This is a genomic window from Polyangium sorediatum, from assembly GCF_029946465.1.
Lineage (GTDB): Bacteria > Myxococcota_A > Polyangia > Polyangiales > Polyangiaceae > Polyangium > Polyangium fumosum.
In genome coordinates this window covers 474,547-500,581 of the sequence record NZ_JARZHI010000002.1, presented here as the reverse complement: position 1 = coordinate 500,581, position 26,035 = coordinate 474,547, and the positions used below count along the sequence as shown (strand labels likewise).

Genomic DNA, 26,035 nt, shown 5'->3' with positions numbered 1-26,035 from the left:
GTAGCGCCGTTTCGGTGAGATCCAGATCCTTCGCGACCTTCGCGATGCTCCGGTCCCCAACCTGGCAGAGACGAACCGCCTCTGCCTTGAACTCCGCGCTGAACGACCTCCGCTTCCGCCTCGCCATCGAACTCTCCTTAGCGCATCTTCGCGCCTTTGGGTTTGTCTACGGAAGTGGGGGGGGAGGATCACATATGCAGGTGTGGACCTGACAGACCCTCAGTGGGCGCTCCTCGAGCCGCTTATTCCTGCTCCGTGCCTGCGCGCCGATCGCCGCGGCAGACCGTGGAAGGATGCGCGCGAGGTACTCAACGGCATCTTGTGGATCATGCGCACCGGCGCTCGATGGGCCGACTTGCCCGAGAGATATCCTTCTTACCAGACATGCCATCGGCGGTTCCAGCAGTGGTCGAAGGACGGCACGCTTGAAAGGATCCTGTACGCCTTGGCCGGGGATTTACGTGACCGAGGGCAGCTTGACTTGAGCGAAGCGTTCATCGACGGCACGTTCGTGAGCGCCAAAAAGGGGGCCCTGCGTCGGGAAAACGAAGCGTGGCAAGGGGACCAAGATCATGGCCATTGCAGACGGCTCTGGTCTTCCTCTCGCCATCTGCATCGAAAGTGCTTCGCCGCATGAAGTCAGGCTCGTCGACCGAACGCTCGATAACAGCTTCCTCGCCCAGCTCCCCAAGCGCCTCATTGGCGACAAAGCCTACGACAGCGACGCGCTCGACGCGCGGCTCGCGGAGGAGCGGGGGATCGAGATGAGCGCGCCCAATCGGTTGAATCGCAAGCGCCTCACCCAAGACCTCCGCCCCCTCCGCCGATACAAGCGCCGCTGGAAGGTAGAGCGCCTCTTCGCCTGGCTCCAAAGCTTCCGCCGCATCGCGGTTCGGTACGAGCGCCACACCGAAAACTTCCTCGGCTTCGTCCACCTCGGATGCATCGTCGTGTACCTCAGGAGACTCCTGGACGGTTTATGAGATGACTTCTAGTTAGTACGCACCAACCCAACTCCATCCCTGGATCCTCCATCCTCCACTCCGCAACCTTCGCAAAAGTCAATATGTAACCACATCACCCACACATCCCCCCATCCCATGCGACCCACCAACTCTGCATCCATGTCAATGCTACTAACGTAGTACCCGTACCAGTTTCCCCTACCAACCCAATCCCTGTACACTCCCGCCTCATGTCATCGACGGGAGGACCCGCGGCCCCTGGCGACGTCGTCGCCGGGCGGTATCGCATCGATTCGTGGCTCGGGCAGGGCAACATGGCCGCGGTGTTTCGCGCGACGCACCTCGGGACCGGACAAACCTGCGCGCTCAAGCTCGTGCATCCGCAGCTCATCGAGCGCACCGAGATCCGCGACCTCTTCGTTCAAGAGGCGCGTGTCGGCGCGCGGATCGGAAAAAACCCGCACATCGTAGACGTGTTCGACGCCGGGATCGATCCACAGCGCGGTGTGCCTTTCCTCGCGATGGAGCTGCTCGAAGGCGATACCCTCGACAGGTACGTCAAGCAGCGGGGACCCGTGCCACCGGGCCTCATGCGAATCCTCTTCCTCCAGCTCGCCGATGCGCTCGGACAAGCACACACGGCGGGCGTCATTCACCGCGATCTCAAGCCCGGGAATCTATTTCTCACGTACGACCGCAGAAAAAGCCCGCTGCTCAAGGTCGTCGATTTCGGCATTGCGAAGGTCCTAGAGGAGGGCGTCCAAGGAACGGCCACGCAGGTCGGATCCCCCGCATACGCCGCGCCCGAGCAGCTCGGCGCGGCCATGCGGCCCATGGCCGCGAAGATGGGCGTCGTCATCGCGCACGGCGTCACGCCCCAAACCGATATATGGGCCCTCGGCGTCATTGCCTACGAGCTCTTGCTCGGCGCTCCCCCAGGCCATCTGTGGACGGGCTCGGAGCGGGGGAGCATCGCGGACATCATGATGGGCGTCGCCATCCAGCCAACGCCGTCCGCGGTCACACAGGCAGGCTTCAAAGCCCACCTCTTTCCGCGGGGATTCGATGAATGGCTGGATCGATGCCTTCGAAAAAACGCCGCCGAGCGATGGCCGAATGTCGAGGACGCTGTCCGGGCCCTCGCCGAGCTGCTCGATAGCGGGTACGATGACGGAGAGACGCAGCAGATTCGTCCACACGCATTGCTTGGCCTCACAAAGCAAGCATCGATGCGCGCGACGATGCCGCTCCAGCCCAAACCAGCCTCCGTACCGCCTCCGCCCGTGCAGACGGCCGTGCTTCCACCGGGTCTCTACCCCCTGCCCGAACAGGCAACGGCGCCGCCACCCCAGCCCCAAAAGCCCCGCGCTGCCGTTTTGCAAACGTTGCCGCTGCAAGCAATGCCGCCCGAGCTCCGCGCCGCGCCGCCTCCCATCGAGGTCCCTCTGCCGCCCGCTTCCCGCGCGCCGCTGCCTTCCACCCCGATGCAGGTGGGTCCTGCAGATACCTCCGCATCCGCGACGCATGCGTCGATGGCATCGGAGCCGCGGTCTTCGCTGCCTTCGGTCCCTCAATCAGCCACGACGACACACGGTCTGGCCGCAACGAACCCGCCGACCACGGGAAGTGCTTCGAAGAAGCTCGGCATCGCGCTTGGCGTCTCGGCGCTCCTCGCGGCCTTGGGTCTCGTGGCATTCGTGTTGACGCCGAAAACAGGAGGGCTCCGGATCGAGGTCACCGGCCGTGACCTCGGCAAGGTCGCGATTTACGTGGATGGACAGGAGCGTTGCGGGACGACGCCGTGTGTCGTCGGCGATCTCGAGCCTGGGGATCGCATCATCAAAGTCGTCGTGCCAGGAAAGGGCGACAAGGTCGTCTCTGCGAGCGTGGAGCGAGGAGAAGAAAGCCCTGTCCTGATTCCCATGGAAACGGCCGAGCCGGTGCCGCCGACCCCTCCCGATGCCGAGCCTCCGAAGTCCGTGAATACGGCGTCGACGCCGCCTGCCGAATCCCCCTCCGTGGCGGCGGCTGTCGGTACCATCCCGGGGGCGACGCCGGGCGAACCCGCACGAGCGCCGGGACCCTTGCCGACGGCGACGCCGACGGTTGGCATAGCAAACCCACCGGCAGCGCAGGCCAATGGAACACTCAACATCAACTCGATCCCGGTCTCGAAGGTCGTGCTGGACGGGCGGCCGCTGGGCAACACGCCCAAGGTCGGTCTGTCGGTGCCGGCAGGCACACACACGGTGACCTTTGTTCATTCCGAGAGGGGGAAGCAGACCGTGACGGTCACCGTAAACGCGGGGGAGACGAAGACGGCCGCGGTGAAGTTCAAGTAAGCGGCGAGGACGCGGACAGCACCGTCAAGACGGTTCTTTCTCAAACACTCCCGCCGCCCGGACTCCTCTCGGCTCGCAGCATGCGGAGCGTGAGCTCGACGTGAATGTCGACGAGCGCGTCGAGGGGAAGCGCCTCCGACGGCTCGTACCAAGAGGGGATTCGCACGCCGATTGCGGACAGCGCCGATGCGGTCGCCGCCTTGTCGGGGATGGAAAAGCACCCCATGGCCACGCCTCGTTCGAGGATCTGGAGGACGAGCGCCATCGACTGCGCGCGAATCGCGAGTGCCGGCGCCGCCAGCTCGGCCGTCAGCGCGAAAATCTCTTCATTGACCACCACCGCCAGGTGCGGATACGTCGCGTGGAGGCGGGTATGGGCACGGGCGAGCGCACATATCTGATCGATCGGATCGTCGCCCGCATCGCGGAGCGCCGCCTGCAAGGTCGACGCGTGCACCTCGTAGCCCACGCGGACGAGCTCCGAAAGGATGTGCTCCTTGGAGGGGAAATGCGAATACAACGCGCTCGGCTGCAGCTCCAGCACCTTGGCCATGTCGCGGACCGAGGTGCCGTGGAAGCCCTCGCTCGCGAAGAACCGCAAGGCGACCTCCAGGATCCGTCGCCGCGTGCCGTCGGGCACGGAGGACGGCGGGAGGATCGCCTTTGCAGCCCGCAACCGTGAGGCCCGGAGTGAACTCATGACGTGATTCGCAAAACGAACGCTCGTTTCGCGCTGGGTAGCAGAGTCCACCGGAGCGGTCAATACGGTCTGCTCACGGGTGCGCGTCGAACCAGCCGACGACCTCTTCGGGGCCGGCAGCGAGCCAATCGTGCCCCACGCCCGGCTCGACGACGACACGCGTCTCCTTGCCCTCGGTGACGAGGCGCGCGTTGTACTTCTCCATCGTGCCCACAGGGACGACGAGATCGGCCTTGCCATGAAGGAAAAGCGTCGGCGGGTGATCTGCAGGCAGCGCGTCGGGCAGGATGCAAATCGGGCCGCTGCACGTCGCGTACGACGCGGAGTGAATCGCGAGCGCGCGGAACTTTCCCTGATAGCTGACGGCCATCCGGCTCGTCATGTAGCCACCACTCGAAATGCCGGTCGCGTACATCCGCGATGCGTCGAGCGGCCCGAACGAGCCGGCCGTGATCGAGTCGAACAACGAAAGCATGAAATCATGGTCCGGCGCGGTTGACCAGGCAATCGAATACGGGGGGACGTTCGTATCCCAGAACGTCGAGCCCTCCGCATGCGCCTCCGGAGCGAGCACGGCGTACCCCGCGTCGAGCAGCCCCTTCACGGTGAGCGCCAAGTGATACACCCCGTGGGGGCCATCCACGGCGCCCTTGAACATCTTCGGGGGACCATAAAGGGACCCCTGGAACAGGAGCACCACGGGAAAACCCTTCGCGGGCGGCGTCCCGAGCGGTACCTGCCAGATGACGTCCCGCAGAATTCCTGCCTGCGCCGGGATGCTTTGCGTTTCGTAAGGACACGCGACCTCTTGCGGCGAAACGGTACAGCGCGACGCGGCGGCGCCGCCAGAGCCCCCGGCCCCAGAACTGCCGACACCCGAACCGCCCCCCGCCGCGCCGCTGCCACCCGAACCGTCACCACCCGAACCGTCGCCGCCCGAGCCGCCGACACCTGAACCACCTGCCCCGGCGCCGCTGCTCGAGCTCGCAGCCTGCGGTCCTTCGCCGGGCGGCTCGACATTGATCGTGCATCCGCTCGTAAAAACAACGAGCGGCATCCAGGCTGCCACCAGGAATCGCCAAGATTCACGTACCATAACAAACCTCCCCGTGTTCTGCCGGAGCCGTCGCGTGCTCCTTCAGGAAATCGAGCAAGAGCTGGTTGAACGCTTCCGGTTGATCGATCGGCGTGCAATGCCGCGAGTCGGCGACGACGGCCACGCGAGCACGCGGAATCCGGGCGGCATACGCTTCCTTGGCCGCGACCGGAGTATAGTCCTGATCGCCCGTGACGACGAGAACCGGGCATCGAATCGAGCCGATCCGCTCGGCTACGCTCCATCCGAGGATCGCGTAGGACGCGGCGCGATACGCGGCCGCGTCATTCTGCGCGAGGCGCGCGGCGAGCTTCCGGCGCAGCGCCTCCTGATCGGGGCGCGGGAGGTTCTTTTCGGCGATCTTCCGCGCGAACCCCGGCAGGCCGAGCACACGCAGCGCGACGATTCGTTGCACGACCGCCAACCGCTCGCGGAGCGTGCGCGGCACGAAGGCCGGAGCGCTGTTCACCACGACGAGCGATCGAACCAGCGAGGGGTGGTCGACCGCGAGCTGGAAGCCGATCATGCCGCCCATCGAAATGCCGACGACGTGCGCAGGGCCAAGCGCGAGCGCGCGCATCACCTGCGCCACATCGGCCGCAAACGAGGAGATCCGGTACGGGCCGGGCGGCTTCCCCGAGCGGCCATGTCCACGCATGTCGACGGCGACGACCGTATACCGCTCCGCGAGCGCAGGGATCTGCATCTCCCAATCGAGCAGGCTCGAACCAAGGCCGTGCAAAAGGAGCACGACCTCGCCCCGCCCCTTCACCTCGTAGTGGATCTCACACCCGTCGACGTGTATGTGCGGCATCGTTCCCCTCGATCGCGATCCGAAATACTGAACGATCGTTCGTTCAGTTCTTGCGTACCAGACTTCCGGGGGGGAAGTCAACAGGTGTCGGCATCCCTCCAGCGCGGGCCTTCCACGAGGCTCCCGCTTGCCGTGGTGCGGAACGGCGAAGTAGAATTGCCCTCGAGCACGTGAACGCTGGCAACGTGAACGAGACGGCGATCGAGGGGCTCTCCCTCGCGCATTACGCGGCGGTCAAGGCGGCCGTCGCGGAGGGGTTCACGCTCGACGAAGTGCTCGCGACAGAGGGCCTTTCGCCGGAGGACTTCAAGCGAGCAGATACCACCTGGAAAACGGAGCTCGCCGCGGACCCGCATTTGCTCGGCAGGTATGCAGAGGCGCTCGCGCATGCGGAAGGCCGGCTCGACCGTACGGTGGAACCCCTCTCGATCGATGCAACCGCCTGGGCGAACTTTCTCACGGCCATCGAGACCCACGAGCACCCGCTCGACCTGCTCGCGACGCTGGGACTCGGCATGAACGATTTGTCGCGCCTCGCGCGGCACTGGTCACGCCGGTTGGAAGCGGAGCCGGCGCTTGCGAAGCGTCTGGCCGAGCTTCGGAAAAAGGACTCTGGCTCGATCCCGACGATCAAGATAGGACCTCCCATGCTGCGTCCGTCGCCCATGGCGCGGGCGAAGGCGAAGACCAAGGATGCGCCTGAACCATTGGCACCCGCGTCCCCTTCGGTGCCGGACATCGTCCCGCGCGGAATGCGCCATTTCACGAGCGTGACGAATACCGAAGCCGCGCCCGGCATACCAACGGGGCCCGCGTTGCCCTTCGAGCCGCCGCGCGCGGCTGTCGCGGCGCCGGATGCCGCCCGCGTCGCGCCGCCCCTTCCCGAGGGGATGCGCCATTTCACGAGCCTCACTGGAACGACGCCGGCGCCCGATGTCACGGCGAGGCCGGTCCTCCCTTTCGTGACGGCCGACGAACCGGATCCCGCGCTGCCGCCCGGGATGCGCCATTTTACGAGCCTTACCGGAACGACGCCGGCGCCCGACCTCCCCCGCGGTCCCGCCTTGCCTTTTCTATCCGCCCTGGCCTCGAAAGCTCCGACCCCGGCCGCCATGCCGAGCCTCCCGCTCGAGCACTACGCCTGCATGTGCGTCGAATTCACGCTTTATCCCACGCATGGCGCAGCCATTCTAGCCCGATATGGCATCCATGACGACGAGCGCCGACGGCTGGACGGCTACTGGGGCGCCAAGGTCCGGCAAGACGCGGGTACGCGAGCTCTGTGGGAACGCGTCTATGCCGAGCATTGGACGCGGCTCGGCGGGCCACCGAAACGGAATCGCTGACGTCAGCGCTGCTGCTCGCGTCCCCAGGTGTCGCCGCGCTCGGCTGGCTCACGAGATCCTGCGAGGTACCTTCGTTCCCCCCATCGTTCGACCTCCCTTTCAGCTCCCGTGCGCTGAAACGAGCGCTTCCTTCGTCGCCTCGTCGGCTTCCTCGCTGACGTGCAATCCCGTTGCCCGCTGAAACGACGCGAGCGCGATACGCAATCGTTTGTCATCATTAAACATTTCGAGCCCCTGCATGTAGCCGAGATGCTCGAGGCGCTTGCGGACGCCGGAGGGCTCGTCGATCGGCTCCATGTCGCCGATCATGACCGGAAATACCATTCCCATCTTCGTGAACCGTACCCTGACCTCACGCACATGTGCGGGGACCTGGAGGGTCACCTTGCCCGATGCGTCGCTCTCGCCGGTCTGCGGGGCCGCGAGCCCCTCGACCTCGTAAGGCTCGTTCGCGATGGCCTTGCCGCCCACCTGAAACGTGAGACGTACCGGGACCTTGGGTACGTCGGCCTTGTACCGGTTCGTCGTGCCACACTGAAAGGGGAGCGAGGGCCGCGCGGGCTCCGGCACGAAGAGGACGTCGCCGGGCACCAGCAGGTTCGGCTTGCGCTTCGCGCGGAGCTCGCTGTTCTTCGGGTGCTTCCAGATCTCGTCGGCGGCGATGCCGAAGCGCAGCGCAATTTTGGCGAGATAGTCTCCCTGCCGAATGACGTAAGACTTCATGATCGGGGTCGCCTCCTCATGCCTCTTCGACGCCACGCAGCTCCGGGAACGAAATCTTCCCCGGCGCCTTTACCCCGACCATCGCCTTGCCATCTTTGTCCGTCACCCCGCCGATCTCGGTCCCATCGTCGAGCGTCAGCACGTAACGCTGATAGGCGAGCGGGTGGCCTTCCTTGTCGACGAGCTCGATGAGCGTAGGCGGTTCCGGCTCAGTCACCGGGGGATCCTTCGCCTTTTCGGGCGAGTTGAGGAGAATCTGCGCGCCGTCCACCTTCACCTCATTGCGCATCATGAACGATGCCCCGGCGTCGGTTTTCAGGAGAATCGCATCTCCCATAATCTGCGCATACGCGTGCTCCGACGCCATTTGCAATCCGTCCTCGGAAACGGATAGCTTGCTCGACCCGCCCTTCACCCGCAGGCTGGGCGCCTCGAACTCGATCCCGCCTTCCGTGATCCGTATCGAGCTCTTCCCACACCGGAGAATCAGCTCTTTGTCCGTACGAATCTCCGTGGTGCCCGTGCTGGAGAGTGAGGTCACGCCCTCCACGTGGACCGCGAGCGAGCGCTGCGCCTCATGATGGCCCACCACAATCGTATGGCATCCTTGGACCCTCGTGGTGAGATCTCCCATGTACGCGAAATTCGCGTCTCCCGAGACCTCGCGCCGCTCCTGCCCTTCGACCCGCGCGACACGATCCCCCGACACCCGCGTGTCCACGTTGCCGCTCGTCACATCGATACGGTTGCCCGACACCTGCGTGGCATGGTCCTTCGCGATTCGCTCGTCCACGCTTCCGCCGACCCGGAGCAGCGCGTCTCGCCCAATGGCGTCGTCGCGGTCGCGCTCGACCCGGATCGCCTCGTCCACGCGCACATGCAGGGTGTGGTTGCGTTCCACCACCTCGTCGAGGTCCCGCTGCGCGCGCAGGTAAATCTGCTCCTGGTCCTTCTTGTCCTCGAAGCTCAGCTCGTTGAAGCCACCTCGGCCCGGCGACGATTGCGTGCGGATCCCGCTCCGCGTCTTGTCCTCCGGCAGCCGGAACGAGGGCGGATGCGTGCCGTTGTACATGCACCCGAGCACCATGGGTTTGTCGGGGTCACCGCCCTCGAACGTCACGACCACCTCCATCCCGACGCGCGGAATGAACTGCGTGCCCCAGCCGGCCCCGCCCCAGGTCTGCATCGTGCGCACCCAGCACGAGCTGTGCTCGTTCGACTGCCCCTCCCGATCCCAGTGGAATTGCACCTTGATCTGGCCCATGCGATCGGTATGAATTTCGACGTCCGGCGGGCCTACGACCGTGGCCGTCAGCGCCACGGTCGCGCTCCGGCGCTTCGGACGCGGCGGGCAAGAGACGACGCTCGCAGGCACGCACGAAAAGCGGTTGCGATACACGTCCCGCTGCCCCTGGGGAGACGCCGCCCCTTCATGCTCCACGGCCGTCACCGCATACTCCCCATTGACGTCGTGTACAGGGTGATCCTCCAGCCGGAAGCGGTGGCCGACGCCCAGCGCAGGGCAGAAGCTTTCGCCCTCCGCGACATGTGCATCCCGCCGCATCTGGCGCAAAATCAGCGGGGGCTCTTGGCTGGCGTCGCGCCACTTCGGGAAGAGGAAGGGTGAATGATGCTCGAAGTATTCGAGCTCGGGCCCCGCGAGCTCCCCGCCGAGCGAATCCACCGGCGCGTTTTTCTCGGCAGCCGTGAGCATCGTCATCGGCCGCTCGGGATCGTATTCACGGTGCGTGGCTGCGGTCGTGCGCACACGCCGCTCCGGCTCGAATCTCGTCACCTTGTCGAACGCCGCGGTGCTCGTGCCCTGGATCGACAGGTAATAAAGCGTCGGACTCGGTAGCTCCACCGCGATCGAAGCACCCCCCACGTCGGCCGTCGGGCCGGCGGCCGCGAACGCCGCGATCGCCGTGCCGACCGGGTTGCCATCGTCGATCGGCGCATAGGCGCCGGCGTGATCGGCAAAGAGGATCGTCTCGCCAGAGAAAAGCTCCGCCAACACCCCTCGCTCGCGGGCGCCGAGCGGCGTCCCCGGAGGCCGCACGCCCACGGCGCTCGCGGCAGCCAAGGCCTCCTCGACGGCCTTTCCGCGCTGCGAATAGCGGAAAAAGAAGCCCGACTCGGCGGCGAGCCGCCGGAGGAAGCGATAGTCCGTCTCCTCGTACTGCGTGCAATACTCGCGCGCGGCGTACATGCGCTGAAGGTTGAAGCGCGACTCGATGCCCGCTTCCTTCAAGACCTCCGCGAGGATCTCGTCGACGCGCTTGCCTTGGAAGATGCGCGAGCGGCGGCGGTGCTTGAGCAGCCATAGACGCGGAACGAGGCGGATCCTGTACTGGGAGACGCCGTGGGCTCCGCGCGCGCCTTCTTGCCGTATAGCGGCGACGACGCCGTGAAATACCCGTGACGCCCTCCCCGCGCGCAGCAAGAGCAACGCACGCTGACCGAGCGCGCGTCGCTCGATCGCTCCCGCGGCGTCCTCCGGGGCGGTCGCCACGACGTCGAACGAATAAAGGCCGGAGAGCGCCTCCTTCCCGCGGAACGAATGCACCGTGAAGTGATCCAGCGGGAAGGGGTGGACCATGAAGCGGTACAATGCCTGCCCCCCGTCGAGCGAGCCGGCGCCGCGTTCGTTCGATACGCTTGCTATCATGAGCGAAGTGTTCCCGTCGGACTCGTTCGTGATGCCCGATGGCAAGGTAAGCGAGCCCGCATGCGGATGTCGAGGGGAAAATGGCGTGAGAAGCGACCCGTGGGCTCTTCCCTCCTGGGATCGAGGCGCAGTAGGATGCCCGGAGAGCTGGCGGCCCACGCGGGCCCCGGCGACGAGGTTTCCCATGGGTGCGCCGGGTGCAAAAGAGGGGGATACGATCCACGGGATCGACACGCATATCGTCCTGGTGCCATCCCCCGCCGGACCGGTGCCCACGCCGACGCCCCTGCCGTTCGCTGGAACCATCTCGGAGCAGGTTGCAGCCACCGTTTTCGTGCAAAACAAGGCGGCAGCGACCGAAGGAAGCGGGGCACGCAACCATCCGGCGCACGTGCCTCCAGGGGGCTCGTTCCTGAAGGCCCCTTCCAATCAGGCCCGTGTGTTCAAGGGCAGCACGACGGTGTTCTTCGAGGACAAGCCCGCGGCACGCATGGGGGACCCTGCTTTGACCTGCAACGACCCAGCGGATGCGCCGAATGGCACGGTGGTCGTCGTCGCCGATGCATGCGGCCCGGGGACGGTTTTCGTCGGCGATTGAGGAGTTCCTGGCCCATGACGGACCACGAATCCACAAGGGTCCGATCTCGCTGACCTCACCGATGACGCGGACCGCGCCCTGAAAGGCACGGCGACCTCCCCTGCGGGACGCCGAGCGGGACGACCGTGTCAGCCTCGATCCAAGCTCGGCGTGTAGGTCCCTCTCCTACCTATTTTCGCACCTCGTGAACGCTTTTGGCCCGCGGGTGGGCATACCCCATCGAGGACGACGACGAACACGTCGCTCACCTCCGTTCCGTGGGCGTGTCTCCCGCCGATGCGTCGCGCTTGGCGGCTTGCGGATCCAGACGGCGCGGAAAAGCGTACTCCGGCCGTCCCCGAAACCGCGTTTGCGCGGTTCACGTGCGCTGCGCGCGCCGCCGCTTCATGGCAAGAACCGCGCGTTTCGGGGAGGCCCTGTGCACGGGGGCGTGACCAGGGCTCGGAGACGGGGGAGCGCAGCACGCATCGGCCTTGCTCCCTGTATCCGCGCGGGTTCAAGGTGTGGTACATGGAGGGCGTGGTTATGTTGGGTCGCATCAGAGACTTTCTTAGGATCCCGCTCTTGCTCTCGGTGGTTTCGATCGGCGCAAGCTGCGCCGTGGGCGAACTCCCCGTCGGCGAAGATGCGGGCAGCAACGAGGGCGGCGGCGGCGCGGGCGGCAGCGATCTCGGGCCCTGCGGCGTAGACTGTTCGGCGCTCGAGACACCGCAGTGCACGATCGCCGTGTGCAACACCGGGCAAGAGATCGGCCCGGTCAACACGTGCGTCGTGGTCCCCGCCCCCAAGGGAACCGCGTGCGACGACGGGAAGTTCTGCACCAGCAACGACACCTGCGACAGCGGCAAGTGCATCGGCGGAGACACGAACCAGTGCGGGATCACGCCTGACCCGTGCTCGTCGGTCATTTGCTACGAGGAGTCGAAGTCCTGCGACGTCTTGCCGGTGAACGACGGCACAGCCTGCACCCCGAAGGACCTCTGCCGGATCAACGGCGTATGCAAGCTCGGCGAGTGCCTGGGCGAGGTCAAGCCCTGCACGTTCTCGCCGCTGAGCGAGTGCAACACGATGGCCTGCGATTCGGCCACGGGCAAGTGCGTGGGCACCCCCGACTTCACCAAGGACAACAAGCCCTGCGTGCTCACCGGAGACCTCTGCACGGTCAACCGGACATGCGCGGCCGGGCAATGCGTCGGCGGCGCCCCCAAGGATTGCTCGGCGCTCAACGTCGGGTGCGAGCGCGGCGAGTGCGACGCCATGACCGGCTTCTGTGGCCCGACGCCCGCGCCGGTCGGGACCTCCTGCCAGGAGGGCGTCGCCGAGTGCCAGGTGGGCGCGTGCGACGTGAAAGGCACCTGCGTCCCCTCGCTCGCGGCCGATGGCAGCGCGTGCAACGACTACAACAGTTGCACCACGGCGAACACATGCATGGCCGGCGCTTGCGCGTCCGGCAGTCCAGTCGCGGACTGCGTGTCGTACCTCCACGAGGGCTTCGAAAACTGCCAGAACGGCTGGACCTTCGGCGGTGATTGGGAATGCGGCAAGCCCACGAACGTGGGTCCGACCGCGGCCCACATCGGCGAGAATGTCATCGCCACGCAGATCGCCGGCCTGTACCACGTCAACCAGCTCTTCAGCACCGCGGTCGCGACGTCGCCGGCCATCGACCTGACCCAGGCTGCCAGCCCGCAGCTTTCCTTCTGGGCGTGGGACCACACCGAGGGCGGCACCTTCGACGGCTGGAACCTGAAAGTCAGCACCAACGACGGGCAGAGCTTCACGGACGTCACGACGGTGAGCCCTGCCTACGGCCTGACCATCGCCGGCCAAGCCGCGTGGGGCGGGAATCACTCAGGGGAAGGCTGGAAGAACTACACGGCGGATCTTTCCGCCTACGCCGGGCAGTCGATCCGCCTGCGCTTCGCCTTCCGCAGCGACGGCGCGTCCGTGTACCCGGGTGTCTACATCGACGAGGTCGTCGTCGCCGAATCACTGCAGATCCCGCTCTACATCACCACGACGTCGCCGCTCACGGACGTGTATGCGGGGATGAGCTTCTCGTCCCAGATCGTCAAAATCGGCGGCACGAGCAACGCGGAGTGGAGCATTACGGAAGTCCAGAACGCAGGTTGGCTGACGATCGATCCGACGACCGGCCTGCTCCAAGGCACGCCCACGGCGGCGAACGTGGGGCCGGTGACCGTCATCGTGCACGTCCAGGAGCCGACGTTGCCCTCGAATTTCGCGGAGAAGACGTTCACCTTCAACGTCAAGCACGACGCGTACTACACGAGCTTCGAGGGTATGTGCCCGGACGGCTGGACGCTGACCGGCGATTGGCAGTGCGGTGTCCCCACGACCGTGGGCCCCGCGACGGCGTACCTGGGAACGCAGTGCCTCGCCACGCAGCTCGCCAGCAATTACAGCACGTCCCAGACGTGGGCGGGAACGACCGCCACCTCGCCCGACATCGACCTCACCGCCGCGCCGAGCCCGACCCTCACGTTCCGTATGTGGATGGATACCGAGGGCTCGACGTACGACGGCGTTCACCTGGAGATCAGCAACGACGGCGGGACGACGTATTCGGTTCTTAATAGCGTCTTGCCGGCATACCCGCTGACCATCGCCGGCCAGCCCGCGTGGGGTGGTCACCAGGCCGCGTTCGGCTGGCAGCTCTTCCAAGCGGATCTCTCGGCCTATGCGGGCCAGATCATCCGCCTGCGGTTCGCTTTCCAGAGCGATCACACCGGGAACTATCCCGGGGTTTATCTTGACGATATCTTCGTCGACTGAGGAGCCATCCATGAGCCGACCTGCCAGGATTCATCGGCATCTTTTTGTCTGCCTCGCCATGGCCAGCATGGCCGCTGGCGTGTGGGGGGGCTGCTCCGCGGCGCCCGTGGAGAACACGACCGGGTCGAACAGCACGAGCAGCTCGTCGTCCGGAAGTGGCGGCGCGGGTGGCGCCGGGGGCACCGGGGGCACCGGAGGAGACATCGACTTCGATGGGGGTGGGGGCGACGACGACTCCGGCGCCTGCATCTCCACGAGCGCAGAAGCCCGCCGCATCCCGCTCGACATCGTCTTCCTGATCGACCAATCGGGCAGCATGACGGGCGCGAAGTGGACGGGGACCACGACGGGCTTGAAGACGTTCTTCAATGATCCGGCGTCGTCCGGCATTGGTGCCGGACTGGTCTACTTCCCGACCCAGGAGCCGTACGACTGCGAACCCACGCATTACGCGCTCCTCGACGTGCCCATTGCCGGGCTGCCGGGGAACGCGTTCGACCTGTCGAACTCGATGCCCTTCGACGCCACGGGGATCGGTACACCCACCTGGGGCGCGCTCAAGGGGGCGCTCAGCGCGGCCACCGCCTACCAGGACACGCACCCGACGCACAAGGTCGTCGTCGTCCTCGCCACCGACGGCGATCCCCTCGGGTGCGGGTCGGCGACGATCGACGACATCGCAGTGCTGGCCAAGAGCGCCCGCGAATACAACGGGGTTCGCACCTATGTCATCGGCGTGGCCGGCTCGATCATCAACAACCTCCACAAGATCGCGGCGGCGGGCGGGACGACGGCGGCCTACGACATCACGCAGGACATCAGCAAGTTCTCCGCGAAGATGGGCGAGATTCGCAGCGAAGCGCTCGGGTGCGATTTCGAGATCCCGCCTGCGCCGAACGGCCAGGAGCTCGACCCGAACAAGGTGAACTTCAGCTACATGCCGAAAGGCATGGGCACGCCGAAGATCATCCCCCGCGCCACCGATCTCGCCGATTGCAACGAACTGCCCGGCTGGTACTACGACAGCAACGCCGGCCCCACGAAGATCATCCTCTGCCCTGCTTCGTGCGCCACCGTGCAGGCCGACAGCAGCGCGAAGGTCTCCGTGCTCTTCGGCTGCGACTCGATCATCCATTGAAACCCCCTTCTCGTGTCGTGGCGCGGCGTGAAGTCGGCGCCGGCCACGCACGGGTTCTTCCGGAAGCCTTACCCTCAACAAAAGTAGGACCAATATGCTTAGAAGCAATCGCGTCTATCTCGCCCTCGCCCTCCTGACCACCGCGGCCGTGGCCGAGGGCTGCGGTGGCGGCGAGGATAACGTGGGCGTCGGCGGCAACGGCGGGCAGGGGGGGAGCACCTCCTCCATGAGCTCCTCGAGCGGCACCGGCGGCACCGGCGGCACCGGCGGCGCCGGCGGCGCCGGCGGCGGGGTGACGTGCCCGGACGATCAATTCACGGTGTTCGCCGTCAAGGAACTCTTTTTCGGCGAGGGCAACAGCGGCGAGTGGAAGAAGTTCGGCTTCAACCTCGACGACAAAGTGTCGACCGGGAATTCGGATGACCTCTGCAAGCCGAACGCGGGCGGCACGGGGCAGACGGCCTATCCCGACGGCGACGACGGGAAAGACAATTCATTCGGGAAAAACCTCCTGCCCACGATCCTCACGCTCTATCCGGCGTGGCCGCAGGACGTCAACAATGGCGTCAAGAACGGCAACTTCACCGCGCTGGTGAAGACGCAATGCCTGCCTGCGACAGGCGACGCCCAGGGGCTCACGTCCAAGCTCTTCGGCGGGACGACGCTCGGCATGGCGCCCAAGTTCGACGGGACGGACAAGTGGCCGATCGAGCCCGGGCTCCTCAGCGATCCCATGGATCCGCAGTCGTCGACGATCATCTTCCCGAACAGCTCGGTGACGGGCTCGCTCTTCGAATCGGGGAAGAACGGGACGTTCATCCTCTCGGTCCCGGTGAAATCGCCGACGAAGAGCACGTCGATCAAGCTCACCTTGCACGCGGCGCGGATGGCCATGAACCTCTCCGCGGATCGCAAGAGCGCGACGGAAGGCATGATTGGCGGCGTGCTCAACACGGAGGAGTTCGTCGCCGAGGTCAAGAAGGTCGGCGACCTGCTTGGCTTGTGCGGCAATCCGCTGTTCGACAACCTCTTGAACCAGGTCCGGCAGGCGTCGGACATCATGACCGACGGCACCCAGGACCCGACCCAGACCTGCGACGGCATCTCCATGGGCCTCGGGTTCGAAATGGTGGAGGCCATCATCGGCGATGTGGGGCCGGCGAACCCGGTGGGGACGGCCTGCCCGTGAGGGCGGGCTCGGCGCCATAGACGGGCTCGGTGGGGTGGGGGCAGCCCCCTACCCCACCCTTTTTCGCGAAATCACGCGGTCGCGGCGTGGGGCCTGAGCTCGCCGGGCGGCAAATGCGCGCGGACCATCTGCAAGAGCTTGTCCCTGCTCGTGAGGCCGACGTGCCGCGCGATCTCCTTCCCGCCCATGAATGCGATGACCGTGGGAAATCCGCGGATCCCGAAACGGACGGCGAGCCCGGGCTCGTCGTCGCCGTTGACCTCCACGACCTTCAGGCGCCCCGCGCCCTCCGCCGCGATTCCATGAAGGATCGGCGCGAGAACGCGGCAGGGCGGGCACCAGGTGGCGGTGAAATCGACCAGCACTGGCACGGCGGCGCGCGCCACCTCGGCCTCGAAGGTCTGCGCTGTGACGGATCGGACAGGGGAGTTGGACATGAGACGCTCCTTTCCTCGGGAGGTCTCGAGACGGGCATCCATTACGGCGATTGTTTTGCTGTAATCTCGGGCGTGCTCGACACCTGACGTTCGGGACCCATGCACGACGCCGGCGGTACGGAGGACGTTCTGGAACACATCTCGCGGCTCGCCCTCACGCGGCGAGCCGCCCTCGCGGCCCTCGCGCGGAAGGAGGGCGTCTCGCCCGAGGATGCGGTCGATTGCGTCCAGGAGGCCCTCTGCAAGCTCCTGGTGGCCGCGCAAGACGGCTCGCTCCCGACGGAGGACGAGGACTGGTCCGCGCTCCTCGGGGGCATGGTGCGCAACGCCGCGCGCAACCGGCGGCGACGCCACTTCCTCGCGCGGCCCCACGACGATCTCGACGCGCACCCGCTCGACGCGGGCGAAGGCATGGCCGCAGACGAGGCGCTCGCGCGCGCGGAGGAGCACGTGCGCCTGCGCGCCTGTGTCGAGGAGCTGTGCGAGATCCAGAAAGCGGTGGTGACGCTCCGGATGCTGGAAGAACAGCCGGGCGAGGACGTCGCGCACGCGCTCGGCATTACGCCGGGGTACGTGGCCGTCCTGCTGCACCGCGCCAAGGCGGCGCTGCGCGTTTGCATGACCGGACGCGACGCGGGCCCGTCCTGACCCCGCGCCACGTGCGCGCGGTCAGCTCTTGAGGAAAGCGAGGAGATCGGCGTTGAGGCGGTCCTTCTCCGTCGCCGCGAGCCCGTGTGCTCCACCCTTGTAGATCTCGAGGCGCGCGTTCTTCACGAGCTTGGCGGCCGCGAGCGCGCTCGCGCCGATGGGGACGATCTGGTCGTCGTCGCCGTGGATCAGGAGTGTCGGCACGTCGATCTTCTTCAGATCCTCAGTGAAATCCGTCTCCGAGAATGCCTTGATGCAGTCGAGCACGTTCTTGAAGCCGGCTTGCATGCCCTGGAGCCAGAAGCTGTCCCGGAGCCCTTGCGAGACCTTCGCTCCGTCGCGGTTCGCCCCGTAAAACGGAATCGTCAGATCCTTGAAGAACTGCGAGCGATCGGCGTGGACGCCTGCGCGAATGCCGTCGAACGTCGCGATCGGCAGGCCGCCCGGGTTCGCGGGGGTCTTCAGCATGAGCGGCGGCACGGCGCCGACGAGGACTGCCTTGGCGACGCGCGCTGTCCCGTGGCGACCGATGTAACGCGTCACCTCGCCGCCGCCGGTCGAATGCCCGACGAGCGTCACGCCTCGGAGGTCGAGGGATTCGATGAGCTCGCGCAGGTCATCGGCATAGGTGTCCATGTCGTTGCCGTTCCAGGGCTGGCTGGATCGGCCGTGACCGCGGCGATCGTGGGCGATGCACCGATAGCCGTGCGAGGCGAGGAAGACCATCTGGTCCTCCCAGGCATCCCCGTTGAGCGGCCAGCCGTGGCTGAAGACGACGGGCGGCCCGCTGCCCCAGTCCTTGTAATAGATCTGCGTGCCGTCCTTGACGGTGACCGTTGCCATTCGACCAACTCCTTCCCTTCAGAACGCGAAACACTCACAGGCGCCGTCGAACAGGTTGCCGAGCTCCGACAGCCATCGCGGGAGACCCAAGGCCGCCTCGGGCTTTGCGTGCGTCTGCATGCAACGACTCGCAGCAGGAAGCGCGGCTCGCGCGCTCTGCCGGAAGGCTCCAGGATACCGGTGCACCGGCGACCAGTCCGGCATCACCGGCAGATCCCCCGGGTCGAGCGGCTTGAATTCTTCGGCGGCGTACACCGGTTTGCCGCCGACGATGGTGAGCACCGATTCGAGCGCCTTGATCTCCTCGTCGGGAATCTTGAAATAGTCGGCGGTCAGCACCGCCAGATCGGCGAGCTGCCCGGGGGCGATCGCGCCGCGCGTCCCTTGCTCCCGCGACATCCAGGTGCTGCCCTGGGTGTACAGCCGAAGCGCTTCCTCCCTCGTCAGGCGCGCCTTCTCCGGATACAGCGAAAGGCCGCCGAGCGTCTTTCCCGTGGACATCCAGTACAGAGAGACGAACGGATTGTAGCTCGCGACGCGCGTCGCGTCCGTACCTGCGCCGACCGGCACGCCGAGCTCCAGCATTCGCCGGAGCGGAGGCGTGCGCTCGGCCGCCTTGGCGCCGTAGCGATCGACGAAGTATTCACCCTGGAACGCCATCCGGTGCTGAACGGCGATCCCTCCTCCGAGCGCCTTGACGCGCTCGATGTTTCGGTCGGAGATCGTCTCGCAATGGTCGAAGAACCAATGCAGCTTGTCGATCGGGACGTCGCTGTGGACCTTCTCGAAGATGGACAAGAACCTGGAGATCGATTCGTCGTACGTCGCATGGAGCCGGAACGGCCATTGGTTTTCGGCCAGGAAACGAACGACACGCTCGAGCTCGCTCTCGAGCTTCTCTGGGAGGTCGGGGCGCGGTTCGAGGAAGTCCTCGAAGTCCGCCGCGGAAAAGACGAGCATCTCGCCCGCGCCGTTGCACCGGAGCATGTCGTCGCCGTCGCCCGGCTTCACGATCTTCGACCAGCGCACGAAATCTTCGAGCTCACCGCCGGCTTTTTGCGTGAACAGGTTGTACGCGATCCGCAGGGTCATCTCCCCACGCTCGTGGAGCTGCTGGATGATCTGGTAGTCCTCCGGATAGTTCTGGAAGCCGCCTCCCGCGTCGCACACGCTCGTCACGCCGAGCCGGTTGAGCTCTCGCATGAAGTGGCGGGTCGAGTTGTACTGGTATTCCGGGGGGAGCTTCGGTCCTTTCGCGAGCGTCGCGTAAAGGATCGTCGCATTGGGCTTCGCGATGAGCATCCCGGTCGGGTTGCCCGCCTTGTCGCGGACGATCACGCCCCCGGGCGGGTCGGGGGTGTCCTTCGTGTACCCGCACGCGCGAAGCGCCGCGCGGTTCAGCAACGCCTGGCAGTACAGGTGCAGGACGAAGACCGGCGTGTCGGGGGCCGCCGCATTGATCTCGTCGAGCGTCGGCATTCGCCGCTCGGCGAACTGGAACTCGCTCCATCCACCGACGACGCGCACCCATTGCGGCGCGGGCGTGCGGGCCGCCTGGTCGCGGAGCATTTCGAGCGCCAACGCCAGGGAGGGCACGCCCTCCCAGCGCAGCTCCATGTTGTAGTTCAGCCCGCCGCGAATGACGTGGAGGTGCGAATCGTAGAGCCCCGGAATGACCCTGCGCCCGCCGAGATCGACGACCTTCGTCTTGGGCCCGCGCTCGAACTCCGCGGCATTGTCGACCCCTGCGATCCGGCCGTCGACGACGACCACCTCCTTCGCTTCGGGGTGGCTCGGATCGAGCGTGGTGATGCGTCCGTTGTGGAGGATGAGATCGGCAGTGGTCTTCATGAAGTCCTGTTCCCGGGCTGAAGCCAACCATGCGCGAGCTTCACGAGCAATGGCATGGCACCCCACGTGAGAACCGCAACGATGCCTCCGGCGATGACGCCGGAGGCGAGGACATGCGGGAAGTTCGGGCCGAGCAAGGGCAGGAGGATCGCCGGGACGATCATGCTGACCGGCCACACGGCGATCCAGGTGAGCAAGGCCATCTTCCAGCGCGGCGGCATGGGCTCGGCGGCGCTGCGAAACCAGGCTTCGAGACCTTCCAATCGTCGGTACGTCGGTTCACCTTCCACCATCGGCGCGATACGAGCGAGCCATTCCTTGTAGAGGGCCGTCTCGTAAAACGCGTCGCGGTCGGCGGCGCTGGCAAAGCTGCGCAGAATTCCGTACTCGTTCGAGTCGGAGCCGGGCGGCGGGTAAAGGCAATGCACCCCCCGCGCGCCGGCCTCGGCCAAGGACCGACTGGCGAATTCGGTGAGCGCGCGCTCGAAGTCCGCGATGTGCGTCTTCCGAACGCGCCGGACGATGGCGATGTGAAGGGTCTCGGCCATGGCGATGCCGTCAATGACCGGATTTCTTCGGCACGATCTGCGGCTTGATCGCCGATTGCGGCGCGTGATGGACCATCGTGTAGGCGTACTCGACGCCCACGCCGTAGGCCCCGCCGTGCTGCTTGATGAGGCCCATGAGCTGGTTGTAGTGCTCGCGCTTCGCCCAATCGCGCTGCCACTCGAGGAGCGCGGGGATCGCCGTCAGCCGGATCGCGCCCGCCTGGACCATCCGCGACAACGCCGCTTCATGGGCGGCCGGCGAGGTCGCTCCGCAGCAGTCCTCGACGACGTAGACGTTGTAGCCGGCGCCGAGCATTTCGATGGCGGGCCAGGTCACGCAGACCTCGGTCCAGAGCCCGGTGAGGAGAATGTTCTTTCGACCCGTCGCCTCGATGGCGGCGCGGAACCCCGCGTCGTCCCACGAATTCATGCTCGTCCGCTCGACGATCGGCTGCCCCGGGAAGACGTCGAGGAGCTGCGGCCAGATGTATCCGCTGAACGACTCCGTCTCCACCGCGGTGAGGACGGCGGGAACGCCGAACTCCTTCGCGCACTTCGCGAGCAGCGTCACGTTGTTGATGAGCGCCGCGCGATCGATGTTGGCGACACCGAACGTCATCTGCGGCTGGTGATCGATGAAAACGACCGCGCTGTCTTCCGGCGTGTAAAGCTTGTGGTATTTGTTCATCGTCCTTGCACCTGGAATGAGGGTTACCGTTCGAGCCGCCAAGCAGAAGCCTGTCGGGCACGCGAGCGGCGCAAGAGTACCCCGTTTTGGCGAGAGCGCAATCGACCGTGCAGCCTACGCCCCCTCCCTGCAGAGGAACGACCCCCTCCTCCTCCTTTCGAAGGATGGACCGTCGGTTGGAATTCTGACATGGCCGCCATGCAATCGGCGAGATTCAATACGTGTACGTGGTCCATGTCCCGAAGAAGTCCACATCGGTCCCGCCCGCTTCCGTGATCGCCGGGCCGGGGAAGACGTGTGTGTACTCCGCATTGAAGGAGAAGTGTCGATCCGCTTTGTAGCCGATCGATAGCGACGTCTGCGCGGCGGTGAAGCGCGCCCGCGTCGCCTCGCCCGGCACCAGGACCGTGCCGGGCGGCGCGTACACCGCGTCCTCGATCACTTGCCGCCAGAACAGAGTACATCCAGCCTCGAACGACATCTTCGCCCCTTCGATGCGGAGCAGCGGGTGCGCGTCGTAGAGGTTCGTCGGATAGATCGCCGGCAGCGCGCTGAAGAAGCTTTGATTGGGGAAGAGCGGTTGGAACGTCGTCGTCCGCCCGTCGCGCAGGCGATCGTCGCCGCTCAGCGCGTCGCCGCGGATGCCCAAGCGGACGGGCTCGAGAGCGCCAGGCAGGCGCTGCCACAACGCGCCCGCGAATCCCCACGCGAACACGCTGTCGTCCTCGATCGAGCCACGCTGCACGAGGGCGTGCCCGACATACTCGAGTCCAAAATCCGTCTCGCCGAAGATACGCGCGCCAAACGTGTGGCGGACCTCGCGCCCTTGCACGTCCGCGTACGCCGCATCGGGCCGGCGGCGACCGAGATAAAAAACGTCCAGGCCGAGCAGCTTTTTTGGCAGAACGGGGAGCGTCGCGTACATCCCCCAAAAACGATCCTGCCCATCGGGAGCATCGTCGAAAACGCCGCGCCGAAGGCCCGGGACGACGCCGAAAAACGTCTCCACGTTCCACCCACCGTGCTTCGAGAGCGTGACACGGACGAGATCGAACGCCTGCCGGACGTTCGTGCCGTCGCGCGTGCCCACCCATCGCGTGGAGCCGAGCGCCATCTCCTGACGTCCGACGCGGCCGGTGATTCGAATGCCGTCGAGCTCGGCGCTGCTTTCGAAGAAGACTTGCGTCACGTCGAGGTCGTTCGCGTCCGGAGGCTCGGCTTCGGAACGGGGCACGCCGAGCGCGTAAAAGCCCCCAATCTGCGCGAAGACGCGGAGCCCCCGCGAGAGATGAAGATCGGCGTGCAGGAGGTTGCGCGAGAGGAGCACGCTGCTCGTCGTACGACCGTCGCCGATTCCGAGGTCGATGGGATTCACGGACTCGTAGCGAAGCCGGTGCTGTCCGCCAAAGGAGAGGTATGCGCCAGGCCAGAGCGACACGTATTTGATCGGATCCCACGGGTCGTCCCGCGGCCCATCCGCGTGACGAGAATCATCTTCGAGGTACCGGATCGGCCGGTAGGGCGAATTCGTTCCCGTCTCGTCGCCGTGTGCGGGGACGTCGGGCGAGGACCCGCTTTGGGGAGTGGATTGTCCCGCGGCGGCGTGGACGAGAAAAAGCAGCCCGGAGAACAGCGCCAAGGCAACGCGCGCGTCTGGCCTCACCGTTTGTCTCCGCGGAGGCCCCATGCCTTGGGAGCGAGGCGAGCGCCCAGGTGATCCCAGCGGTCGCGCAGCCGATGATCGAGCGACCAACGCCCTGGACCCGTGAGCACGAGGACGACATAGGGCAGGGCGTAAAGGATGGCCGACTGGACGTCCGCGCCCTCGAACCCACGCGCGCCGAGGACGAGCACCATCATCATCGTGAAGACAATGGGGAGCGACGACAGGCGCGTGGCCAAGCCGAGCGCGACGAGGAGGCTGCATACCCCCTCGGCGCCGAGCGCCATCACGAAGCTCGCCGCGTGGCCGACGCCGAGCGGATCGGGAAACGCACGGAGTTCGTGATCGAAGTCGGCGAGCTTCCGAACCATATGGAACGTCCAAATGAGCGCGGCCGAGCCGACGCGCAGCACGAGGAGGCCGAGATCGAGCGAGCGCGCACGGAGCGCGGCCATGGGGCTCATGGGGCGAATCCTCCCTCATCGCCAGAGGAAAAGACCATTGACCTTGCTGCGGAGGTTCTTCTCCTTCGAATGGAGGATCTCATCCTCCTCCATTCGAAGGAGGCGGCCCTGCAACGGGAACCACATGTGCGTCTGCATTCGACCTTCCCTCGCACGCCCGCTTGTGGCAACATGCCGCTGCGAAAGCAAAGCGATTCGTGGGACGAACGATCACGTTACGTAAGGCCGGCCCATGCACGATGATCCGGATAGACCCGAGGTCCTGACGCCGTCGGCCCCTTCGCCGTCTCCGTCCGAGCGTACCAGCGAACGGGAAACCGCCGCCGAAGAGCTGCAACGACTGAACGCGGAGCTTCGGCAGCAGGCTGCGCACCTGCGGGAGGTCAACCAGACGCTGCTCGAAAGCGAGCAACGCCTGAGGTTGGCCATCGAAACGGGAAGAATTGGTCTGTGGGTCTGGAACTCCACGGACCTGAACAACGTGGGCGACTGGTCGCAGCGGATGAAGGAGATTTTCGGGTTACCGCTGGACGCAGAGGTAACCCATGACATGTTTTTGAAAGTGGTTCACCCGGACGACCGGACGCGCGTGGACAGCCTGGTCATGCAAGCGCTCGCCGGTGCGAATGGCGGCGAATATCGCGCGGAGTACCGCACGATTCATCCGCAAGACGGCTCGGAGCAATGGGTGACGGCCCGCGGCCAGGCGTTCTTCGACGCGGACGGTCAAGCCATTCGTTTCATCGGTACCGTGATGGAAATCACCGAGCGCAAACGCGCCGAGGAAGCCTCCGCGCGTCTCAACATGGAGCTCGAACGGCGGATCCGCGAGCGCACAGCGGACCTGGAGCGCATCAACCAGGCGTTCCGTGTCGAAATCGAAGAACGAAAAAAGAGCGAGGCCTCGTTGACCAGGACCCAGCGCCTGAGCCAAACGGGAAGCGCGACCTGGATTCTCGCGACGGGCCAGCTCATCTGGTCGGATGAGACCTATTGTATCTTCGAGGTTCATCCCGACACGAAGGTCACGCCCGAGCTGGTCGCGTCGCGGGTCCACCCCGAGGACCTCCCCCTCTACCTCCAGGCGTTCTCCGGCAAGGGCGAGGACCTCCATTTCGGCCACCGGCTCGTGATGCCCGACGGCTACATCAAGTACGTCGAGGTCGCCGCCACGGCCATACGGGACGAAGCGGGCCAGATCATCGAATGGGCGGGCGCGATTCGCGACGTGACCTCGATCAAACAATCCGCGGAAGCCTTGCGGGCCTCGGAGCACCTCGCGAGGGGTCAATTCGCTGCGCTCACCCGCACGCTGGATGCGCTCGCCCAGGAGTCGAATCCCGAGCGACTCCTGGAGCACGTCTTGCGCATGATCGCCGGACGGCTGAACGGGCAGAGTGTCAGCGTGTACGAACGAAACGGGGCCAACGAACTGGATATGGTCGCGACATTCGAGGAGGATCGGCTGCACGCCCCCTCGAAACATTTGTCCTCGGTCAAAAAGGTCACGCTCTTCACGGAGGACCATCCCGTCTGGAGCGAAGTGCTCCGCACCGGCGTCGATATCGTCGTCGGAGAAATCGATTGCGATCCACCGCGTATTCGAATCGGCAGCCGTGAGAATTCGCCTTGGTATCCATGGCACGGCGACGCGCCTCATGATCCCAACATGGCGGTGATCTACCGGCGGCTGGCAGCGATGGGCGTCGTGGCCACGCTGACGGTCCCGACGCTGATCGGCGGCAAGCTCGCCGGCTTCATCGGGATCCGGTCGAGGCACAAGAACCTCTTTCGAGCAAACGAGATGGAACTCGCTCGTGCGCTCGCCCATCAGGCCATGCTCGCCATTCAGCTCATGCGACTGTCCCGACAAAGCCGCGAGGCGGCCATCGCAGCGGAGCGCAATCGCATGGCGCGGGATCTCCATGACACGCTGGCGCAGGGATTCACCGGCGTGATCGTGCAACTGGAGGCGACGGAGGACGCTTGGTCGAGGGGCCTGCTCCCCGAGGCTGGAAAACACCTCGTCCGCGCGCGCGAGCTGGCGCGCGGCAGCCTGCAAGAGGCGCGACGCTCCGCGCATGCACTTCGCTCGCAGGCGCTCGCCGAAAAGAACCTCTGTGACGCGGTGGAGGATTTGATCAAAAAAATGACCAGCGGGACCAGCGTGGTCGGCGCGTTCACGCGGGAGGGCAGCCCCTGGCCGTTGAGCAACGAGTGCGAGGAAAACCTCTTGCGCATCGGCCAGGAGGTGCTGACGAACACGCTCCGACACGCACGCGCGCGCCATTTCAACGCTCATCTCGCTTTCGAGCCACAAAGGCTCCGGTTCGAGCTGCGGGACGACGGCGTAGGGTTTGACCCTGCGTCACAAAACGAAGGCCTCGGTTTGATCGGAATCAAAGAGCGGGTCGAAGTGATGGGCGGCCAATTGACCATACGAAGCGCGGAAGGAAGCGGGACGCTCATCGTGGCGTCCTTACCAGGTCCGTACGCCTCGAGCGGCTCTCTCCTATGA

23 protein-coding genes are annotated in these 26,035 nt (G+C 65.7%); 9 read left to right on the top strand and 14 right to left on the bottom strand.

What is annotated here, in order from left to right:
- The coding region (locus QHF89_RS04240) for a transposase (RefSeq protein WP_284720038.1) at positions 1 to 127 on the bottom strand (127 nt) is incomplete at its 3' end.
- Between the two features lie 75 nt (positions 128 to 202).
- Between QHF89_RS04240 and QHF89_RS04235 the strand changes: the two genes are divergently transcribed.
- A protein-coding gene (locus tag QHF89_RS04235) for an IS5 family transposase (RefSeq protein WP_284720034.1) occupies positions 203 to 983 on the top strand; the annotation gives its coding sequence in 2 pieces (ribosomal slippage) (positions 203 to 534 and positions 533 to 983; 783 coding nt in all).
- A 212-nt stretch (positions 984 to 1,195) separates the two neighbouring features.
- Positions 1,196 to 3,307, top strand: a complete 2,112-nt coding sequence (locus tag QHF89_RS04230; protein WP_136965943.1) for a protein kinase domain-containing protein — start codon at positions 1,196 to 1,198, stop codon at positions 3,305 to 3,307.
- Between the two features lie 40 nt (positions 3,308 to 3,347).
- On the opposite strand, the gene QHF89_RS04225 is transcribed toward QHF89_RS04230, so the two are convergent.
- From QHF89_RS04225 to QHF89_RS04215, 3 genes are all read right to left on the bottom strand, one after another.
- Positions 3,348 to 4,007 carry a TetR/AcrR family transcriptional regulator gene (locus QHF89_RS04225; RefSeq protein WP_136965944.1) on the bottom strand — a complete coding sequence of 220 codons (660 nt, stop codon included), beginning with the start codon at positions 4,005 to 4,007 and terminating at the stop codon, positions 3,348 to 3,350.
- 73 nt (positions 4,008 to 4,080) lie between these two features.
- Positions 4,081 to 5,064, bottom strand: coding sequence for an extracellular medium-chain-length polyhydroxyalkanoate depolymerase (locus QHF89_RS50115; RefSeq protein ID WP_425440836.1), 984 nt, complete (start codon positions 5,062 to 5,064; stop codon positions 4,081 to 4,083).
- A gap of 28 nt (positions 5,065 to 5,092) precedes the next feature.
- Positions 5,093 to 5,917: an alpha/beta fold hydrolase gene (locus tag QHF89_RS04215; RefSeq protein ID WP_136965946.1), complete on the bottom strand. Its 825-nt coding sequence runs from the start codon at positions 5,915 to 5,917 to the stop codon at positions 5,093 to 5,095.
- A gap of 170 nt (positions 5,918 to 6,087) precedes the next feature.
- On the opposite strand from QHF89_RS04215, the gene QHF89_RS04210 reads away from it, so the two are divergent.
- On the top strand, positions 6,088 to 7,263 hold the full coding sequence (locus tag QHF89_RS04210; RefSeq protein WP_136965947.1) for a hypothetical protein: 1,176 nt from the start codon (positions 6,088 to 6,090) through the stop codon (positions 7,261 to 7,263).
- A gap of 99 nt (positions 7,264 to 7,362) precedes the next feature.
- Here QHF89_RS04210 and QHF89_RS04205 read toward each other — a convergent pair whose 3' ends face one another.
- Both QHF89_RS04205 and QHF89_RS04200 read right to left on the bottom strand, forming a co-directional pair.
- On the bottom strand, positions 7,363 to 7,986 hold the full coding sequence (locus tag QHF89_RS04205) for a LysM peptidoglycan-binding domain-containing protein (RefSeq protein WP_136965948.1): 624 nt from the start codon (positions 7,984 to 7,986) through the stop codon (positions 7,363 to 7,365).
- A 16-nt stretch (positions 7,987 to 8,002) separates the two neighbouring features.
- Entirely contained in the window at positions 8,003 to 10,654 is a 2,652-nt protein-coding gene (locus QHF89_RS04200) for a type VI secretion system Vgr family protein (RefSeq protein ID WP_284720033.1), read from the bottom strand.
- Between the two features lie 184 nt (positions 10,655 to 10,838).
- Between QHF89_RS04200 and QHF89_RS04195 the strand changes: the two genes are divergently transcribed.
- The 4 genes from QHF89_RS04195 to QHF89_RS04180 all read left to right on the top strand — a co-directional run bounded on the left by QHF89_RS04195 (position 10,839) and on the right by QHF89_RS04180 (position 16,375).
- Positions 10,839 to 11,252, top strand: a complete 414-nt coding sequence (locus QHF89_RS04195) for a PAAR domain-containing protein (protein ID WP_136965950.1) — start codon at positions 10,839 to 10,841, stop codon at positions 11,250 to 11,252.
- 573 nt (positions 11,253 to 11,825) lie between these two features.
- Positions 11,826 to 14,048: a choice-of-anchor J domain-containing protein gene (locus QHF89_RS04190; protein WP_284720037.1), complete on the top strand. Its 2,223-nt coding sequence runs from the start codon at positions 11,826 to 11,828 to the stop codon at positions 14,046 to 14,048.
- Positions 14,049 to 14,058: 10 nt separating this feature from the next.
- Positions 14,059 to 15,186: a vWA domain-containing protein gene (locus QHF89_RS04185; RefSeq protein WP_136965952.1), complete on the top strand. Its 1,128-nt coding sequence runs from the start codon at positions 14,059 to 14,061 to the stop codon at positions 15,184 to 15,186.
- A gap of 94 nt (positions 15,187 to 15,280) precedes the next feature.
- On the top strand, positions 15,281 to 16,375 hold the full coding sequence (locus tag QHF89_RS04180) for a hypothetical protein (protein ID WP_284720032.1): 1,095 nt from the start codon (positions 15,281 to 15,283) through the stop codon (positions 16,373 to 16,375).
- Positions 16,376 to 16,446: 71 nt separating this feature from the next.
- Here the strand turns inward: QHF89_RS04180 and QHF89_RS04175 are convergent, their stop codons facing one another.
- A complete protein-coding gene (locus QHF89_RS04175; RefSeq protein WP_232379406.1) occupies positions 16,447 to 16,812 on the bottom strand; it encodes a thioredoxin family protein in 366 nt (121 codons plus the stop codon).
- Between the two features lie 99 nt (positions 16,813 to 16,911).
- Here QHF89_RS04175 and QHF89_RS04170 point away from each other — a divergent pair, with 99 nt between their 5' ends.
- Positions 16,912 to 17,460, top strand: a complete 549-nt coding sequence (locus QHF89_RS04170) for an RNA polymerase sigma factor (protein WP_136965953.1) — start codon at positions 16,912 to 16,914, stop codon at positions 17,458 to 17,460.
- 21 nt (positions 17,461 to 17,481) lie between these two features.
- Here the strand turns inward: QHF89_RS04170 and QHF89_RS04165 are convergent, their stop codons facing one another.
- From QHF89_RS04165 to QHF89_RS04135, 7 genes are all read right to left on the bottom strand, one after another.
- On the bottom strand, positions 17,482 to 18,303 hold the full coding sequence (locus QHF89_RS04165; protein ID WP_136965954.1) for an alpha/beta fold hydrolase: 822 nt from the start codon (positions 18,301 to 18,303) through the stop codon (positions 17,482 to 17,484).
- An 18-nt stretch (positions 18,304 to 18,321) separates the two neighbouring features.
- Positions 18,322 to 20,154, bottom strand: a complete 1,833-nt coding sequence (locus tag QHF89_RS04160; RefSeq protein WP_136965955.1) for an amidohydrolase — start codon at positions 20,152 to 20,154, stop codon at positions 18,322 to 18,324.
- Complete coding sequence (locus tag QHF89_RS04155) at positions 20,151 to 20,702, bottom strand: putative antibiotic biosynthesis monooxygenase (RefSeq protein WP_136965956.1); 552 nt, start codon at positions 20,700 to 20,702, stop codon at positions 20,151 to 20,153. Before QHF89_RS04155 ends, QHF89_RS04160 begins: the two co-directional genes overlap by 4 nt.
- Before the next feature lie 10 nt (positions 20,703 to 20,712).
- Positions 20,713 to 21,390: a hydrolase gene (locus tag QHF89_RS04150; RefSeq protein WP_136928035.1), complete on the bottom strand. Its 678-nt coding sequence runs from the start codon at positions 21,388 to 21,390 to the stop codon at positions 20,713 to 20,715.
- A 214-nt stretch (positions 21,391 to 21,604) separates the two neighbouring features.
- Positions 21,605 to 23,029 carry an alginate export family protein gene (locus QHF89_RS04145; RefSeq protein ID WP_284720031.1) on the bottom strand — a complete coding sequence of 475 codons (1,425 nt, stop codon included), beginning with the start codon at positions 23,027 to 23,029 and terminating at the stop codon, positions 21,605 to 21,607.
- A 20-nt stretch (positions 23,030 to 23,049) separates the two neighbouring features.
- Positions 23,050 to 23,517 carry a DoxX family protein gene (locus QHF89_RS04140; RefSeq protein ID WP_136965958.1) on the bottom strand — a complete coding sequence of 156 codons (468 nt, stop codon included), beginning with the start codon at positions 23,515 to 23,517 and terminating at the stop codon, positions 23,050 to 23,052.
- Between the two features lie 15 nt (positions 23,518 to 23,532).
- Entirely contained in the window at positions 23,533 to 23,655 is a 123-nt protein-coding gene (locus QHF89_RS04135; protein WP_284720030.1) for a hypothetical protein, read from the bottom strand.
- A gap of 94 nt (positions 23,656 to 23,749) precedes the next feature.
- On the opposite strand from QHF89_RS04135, the gene QHF89_RS04130 reads away from it, so the two are divergent.
- Positions 23,750 to 26,035, top strand: a complete 2,286-nt coding sequence (locus QHF89_RS04130) for a sensor histidine kinase (RefSeq protein WP_136965959.1) — start codon at positions 23,750 to 23,752, stop codon at positions 26,033 to 26,035.

Bases quoted from the DNA above. Each gene is read 5' to 3' on its own strand.
- QHF89_RS04230 (WP_136965943.1), top strand. From the start codon at position 1,196: ATGTCATCGACGGGAGGACCCGCGGCCCCTGGCGACGTCGTCGCCGGG.
- QHF89_RS04225 (WP_136965944.1), bottom strand. From the start codon at position 4,007: ATGAGTTCACTCCGGGCCTCACGGTTGCGGGCTGCAAAGGCGATCCTC.
- QHF89_RS50115 (WP_425440836.1), bottom strand. From the start codon at position 5,064: ATGCCGCTCGTTGTTTTTACGAGCGGATGCACGATCAATGTCGAGCCG.
- QHF89_RS04215 (WP_136965946.1), bottom strand. From the start codon at position 5,917: ATGCCGCACATACACGTCGACGGGTGTGAGATCCACTACGAGGTGAAG.
- QHF89_RS04205 (WP_136965948.1), bottom strand. From the start codon at position 7,986: ATGAAGTCTTACGTCATTCGGCAGGGAGACTATCTCGCCAAAATTGCG.
- QHF89_RS04200 (WP_284720033.1), bottom strand. From the start codon at position 10,654: ATGATAGCAAGCGTATCGAACGAACGCGGCGCCGGCTCGCTCGACGGG.
- QHF89_RS04195 (WP_136965950.1), top strand. From the start codon at position 10,839: ATGGGTGCGCCGGGTGCAAAAGAGGGGGATACGATCCACGGGATCGAC.
- QHF89_RS04185 (WP_136965952.1), top strand. From the start codon at position 14,059: ATGAGCCGACCTGCCAGGATTCATCGGCATCTTTTTGTCTGCCTCGCC.
- QHF89_RS04180 (WP_284720032.1), top strand. From the start codon at position 15,281: ATGCTTAGAAGCAATCGCGTCTATCTCGCCCTCGCCCTCCTGACCACC.
- QHF89_RS04175 (WP_232379406.1), bottom strand. From the start codon at position 16,812: ATGTCCAACTCCCCTGTCCGATCCGTCACAGCGCAGACCTTCGAGGCC.
- QHF89_RS04170 (WP_136965953.1), top strand. From the start codon at position 16,912: ATGCACGACGCCGGCGGTACGGAGGACGTTCTGGAACACATCTCGCGG.
- QHF89_RS04165 (WP_136965954.1), bottom strand. From the start codon at position 18,303: ATGGCAACGGTCACCGTCAAGGACGGCACGCAGATCTATTACAAGGAC.
- QHF89_RS04160 (WP_136965955.1), bottom strand. From the start codon at position 20,154: ATGAAGACCACTGCCGATCTCATCCTCCACAACGGACGCATCACCACG.
- QHF89_RS04155 (WP_136965956.1), bottom strand. From the start codon at position 20,702: ATGGCCGAGACCCTTCACATCGCCATCGTCCGGCGCGTTCGGAAGACG.
- QHF89_RS04150 (WP_136928035.1), bottom strand. From the start codon at position 21,390: ATGAACAAATACCACAAGCTTTACACGCCGGAAGACAGCGCGGTCGTT.
- QHF89_RS04140 (WP_136965958.1), bottom strand. From the start codon at position 23,517: ATGAGCCCCATGGCCGCGCTCCGTGCGCGCTCGCTCGATCTCGGCCTC.
- QHF89_RS04135 (WP_284720030.1), bottom strand. From the start codon at position 23,655: ATGCAGACGCACATGTGGTTCCCGTTGCAGGGCCGCCTCCTTCGAATG.
- QHF89_RS04130 (WP_136965959.1), top strand. From the start codon at position 23,750: ATGCACGATGATCCGGATAGACCCGAGGTCCTGACGCCGTCGGCCCCT.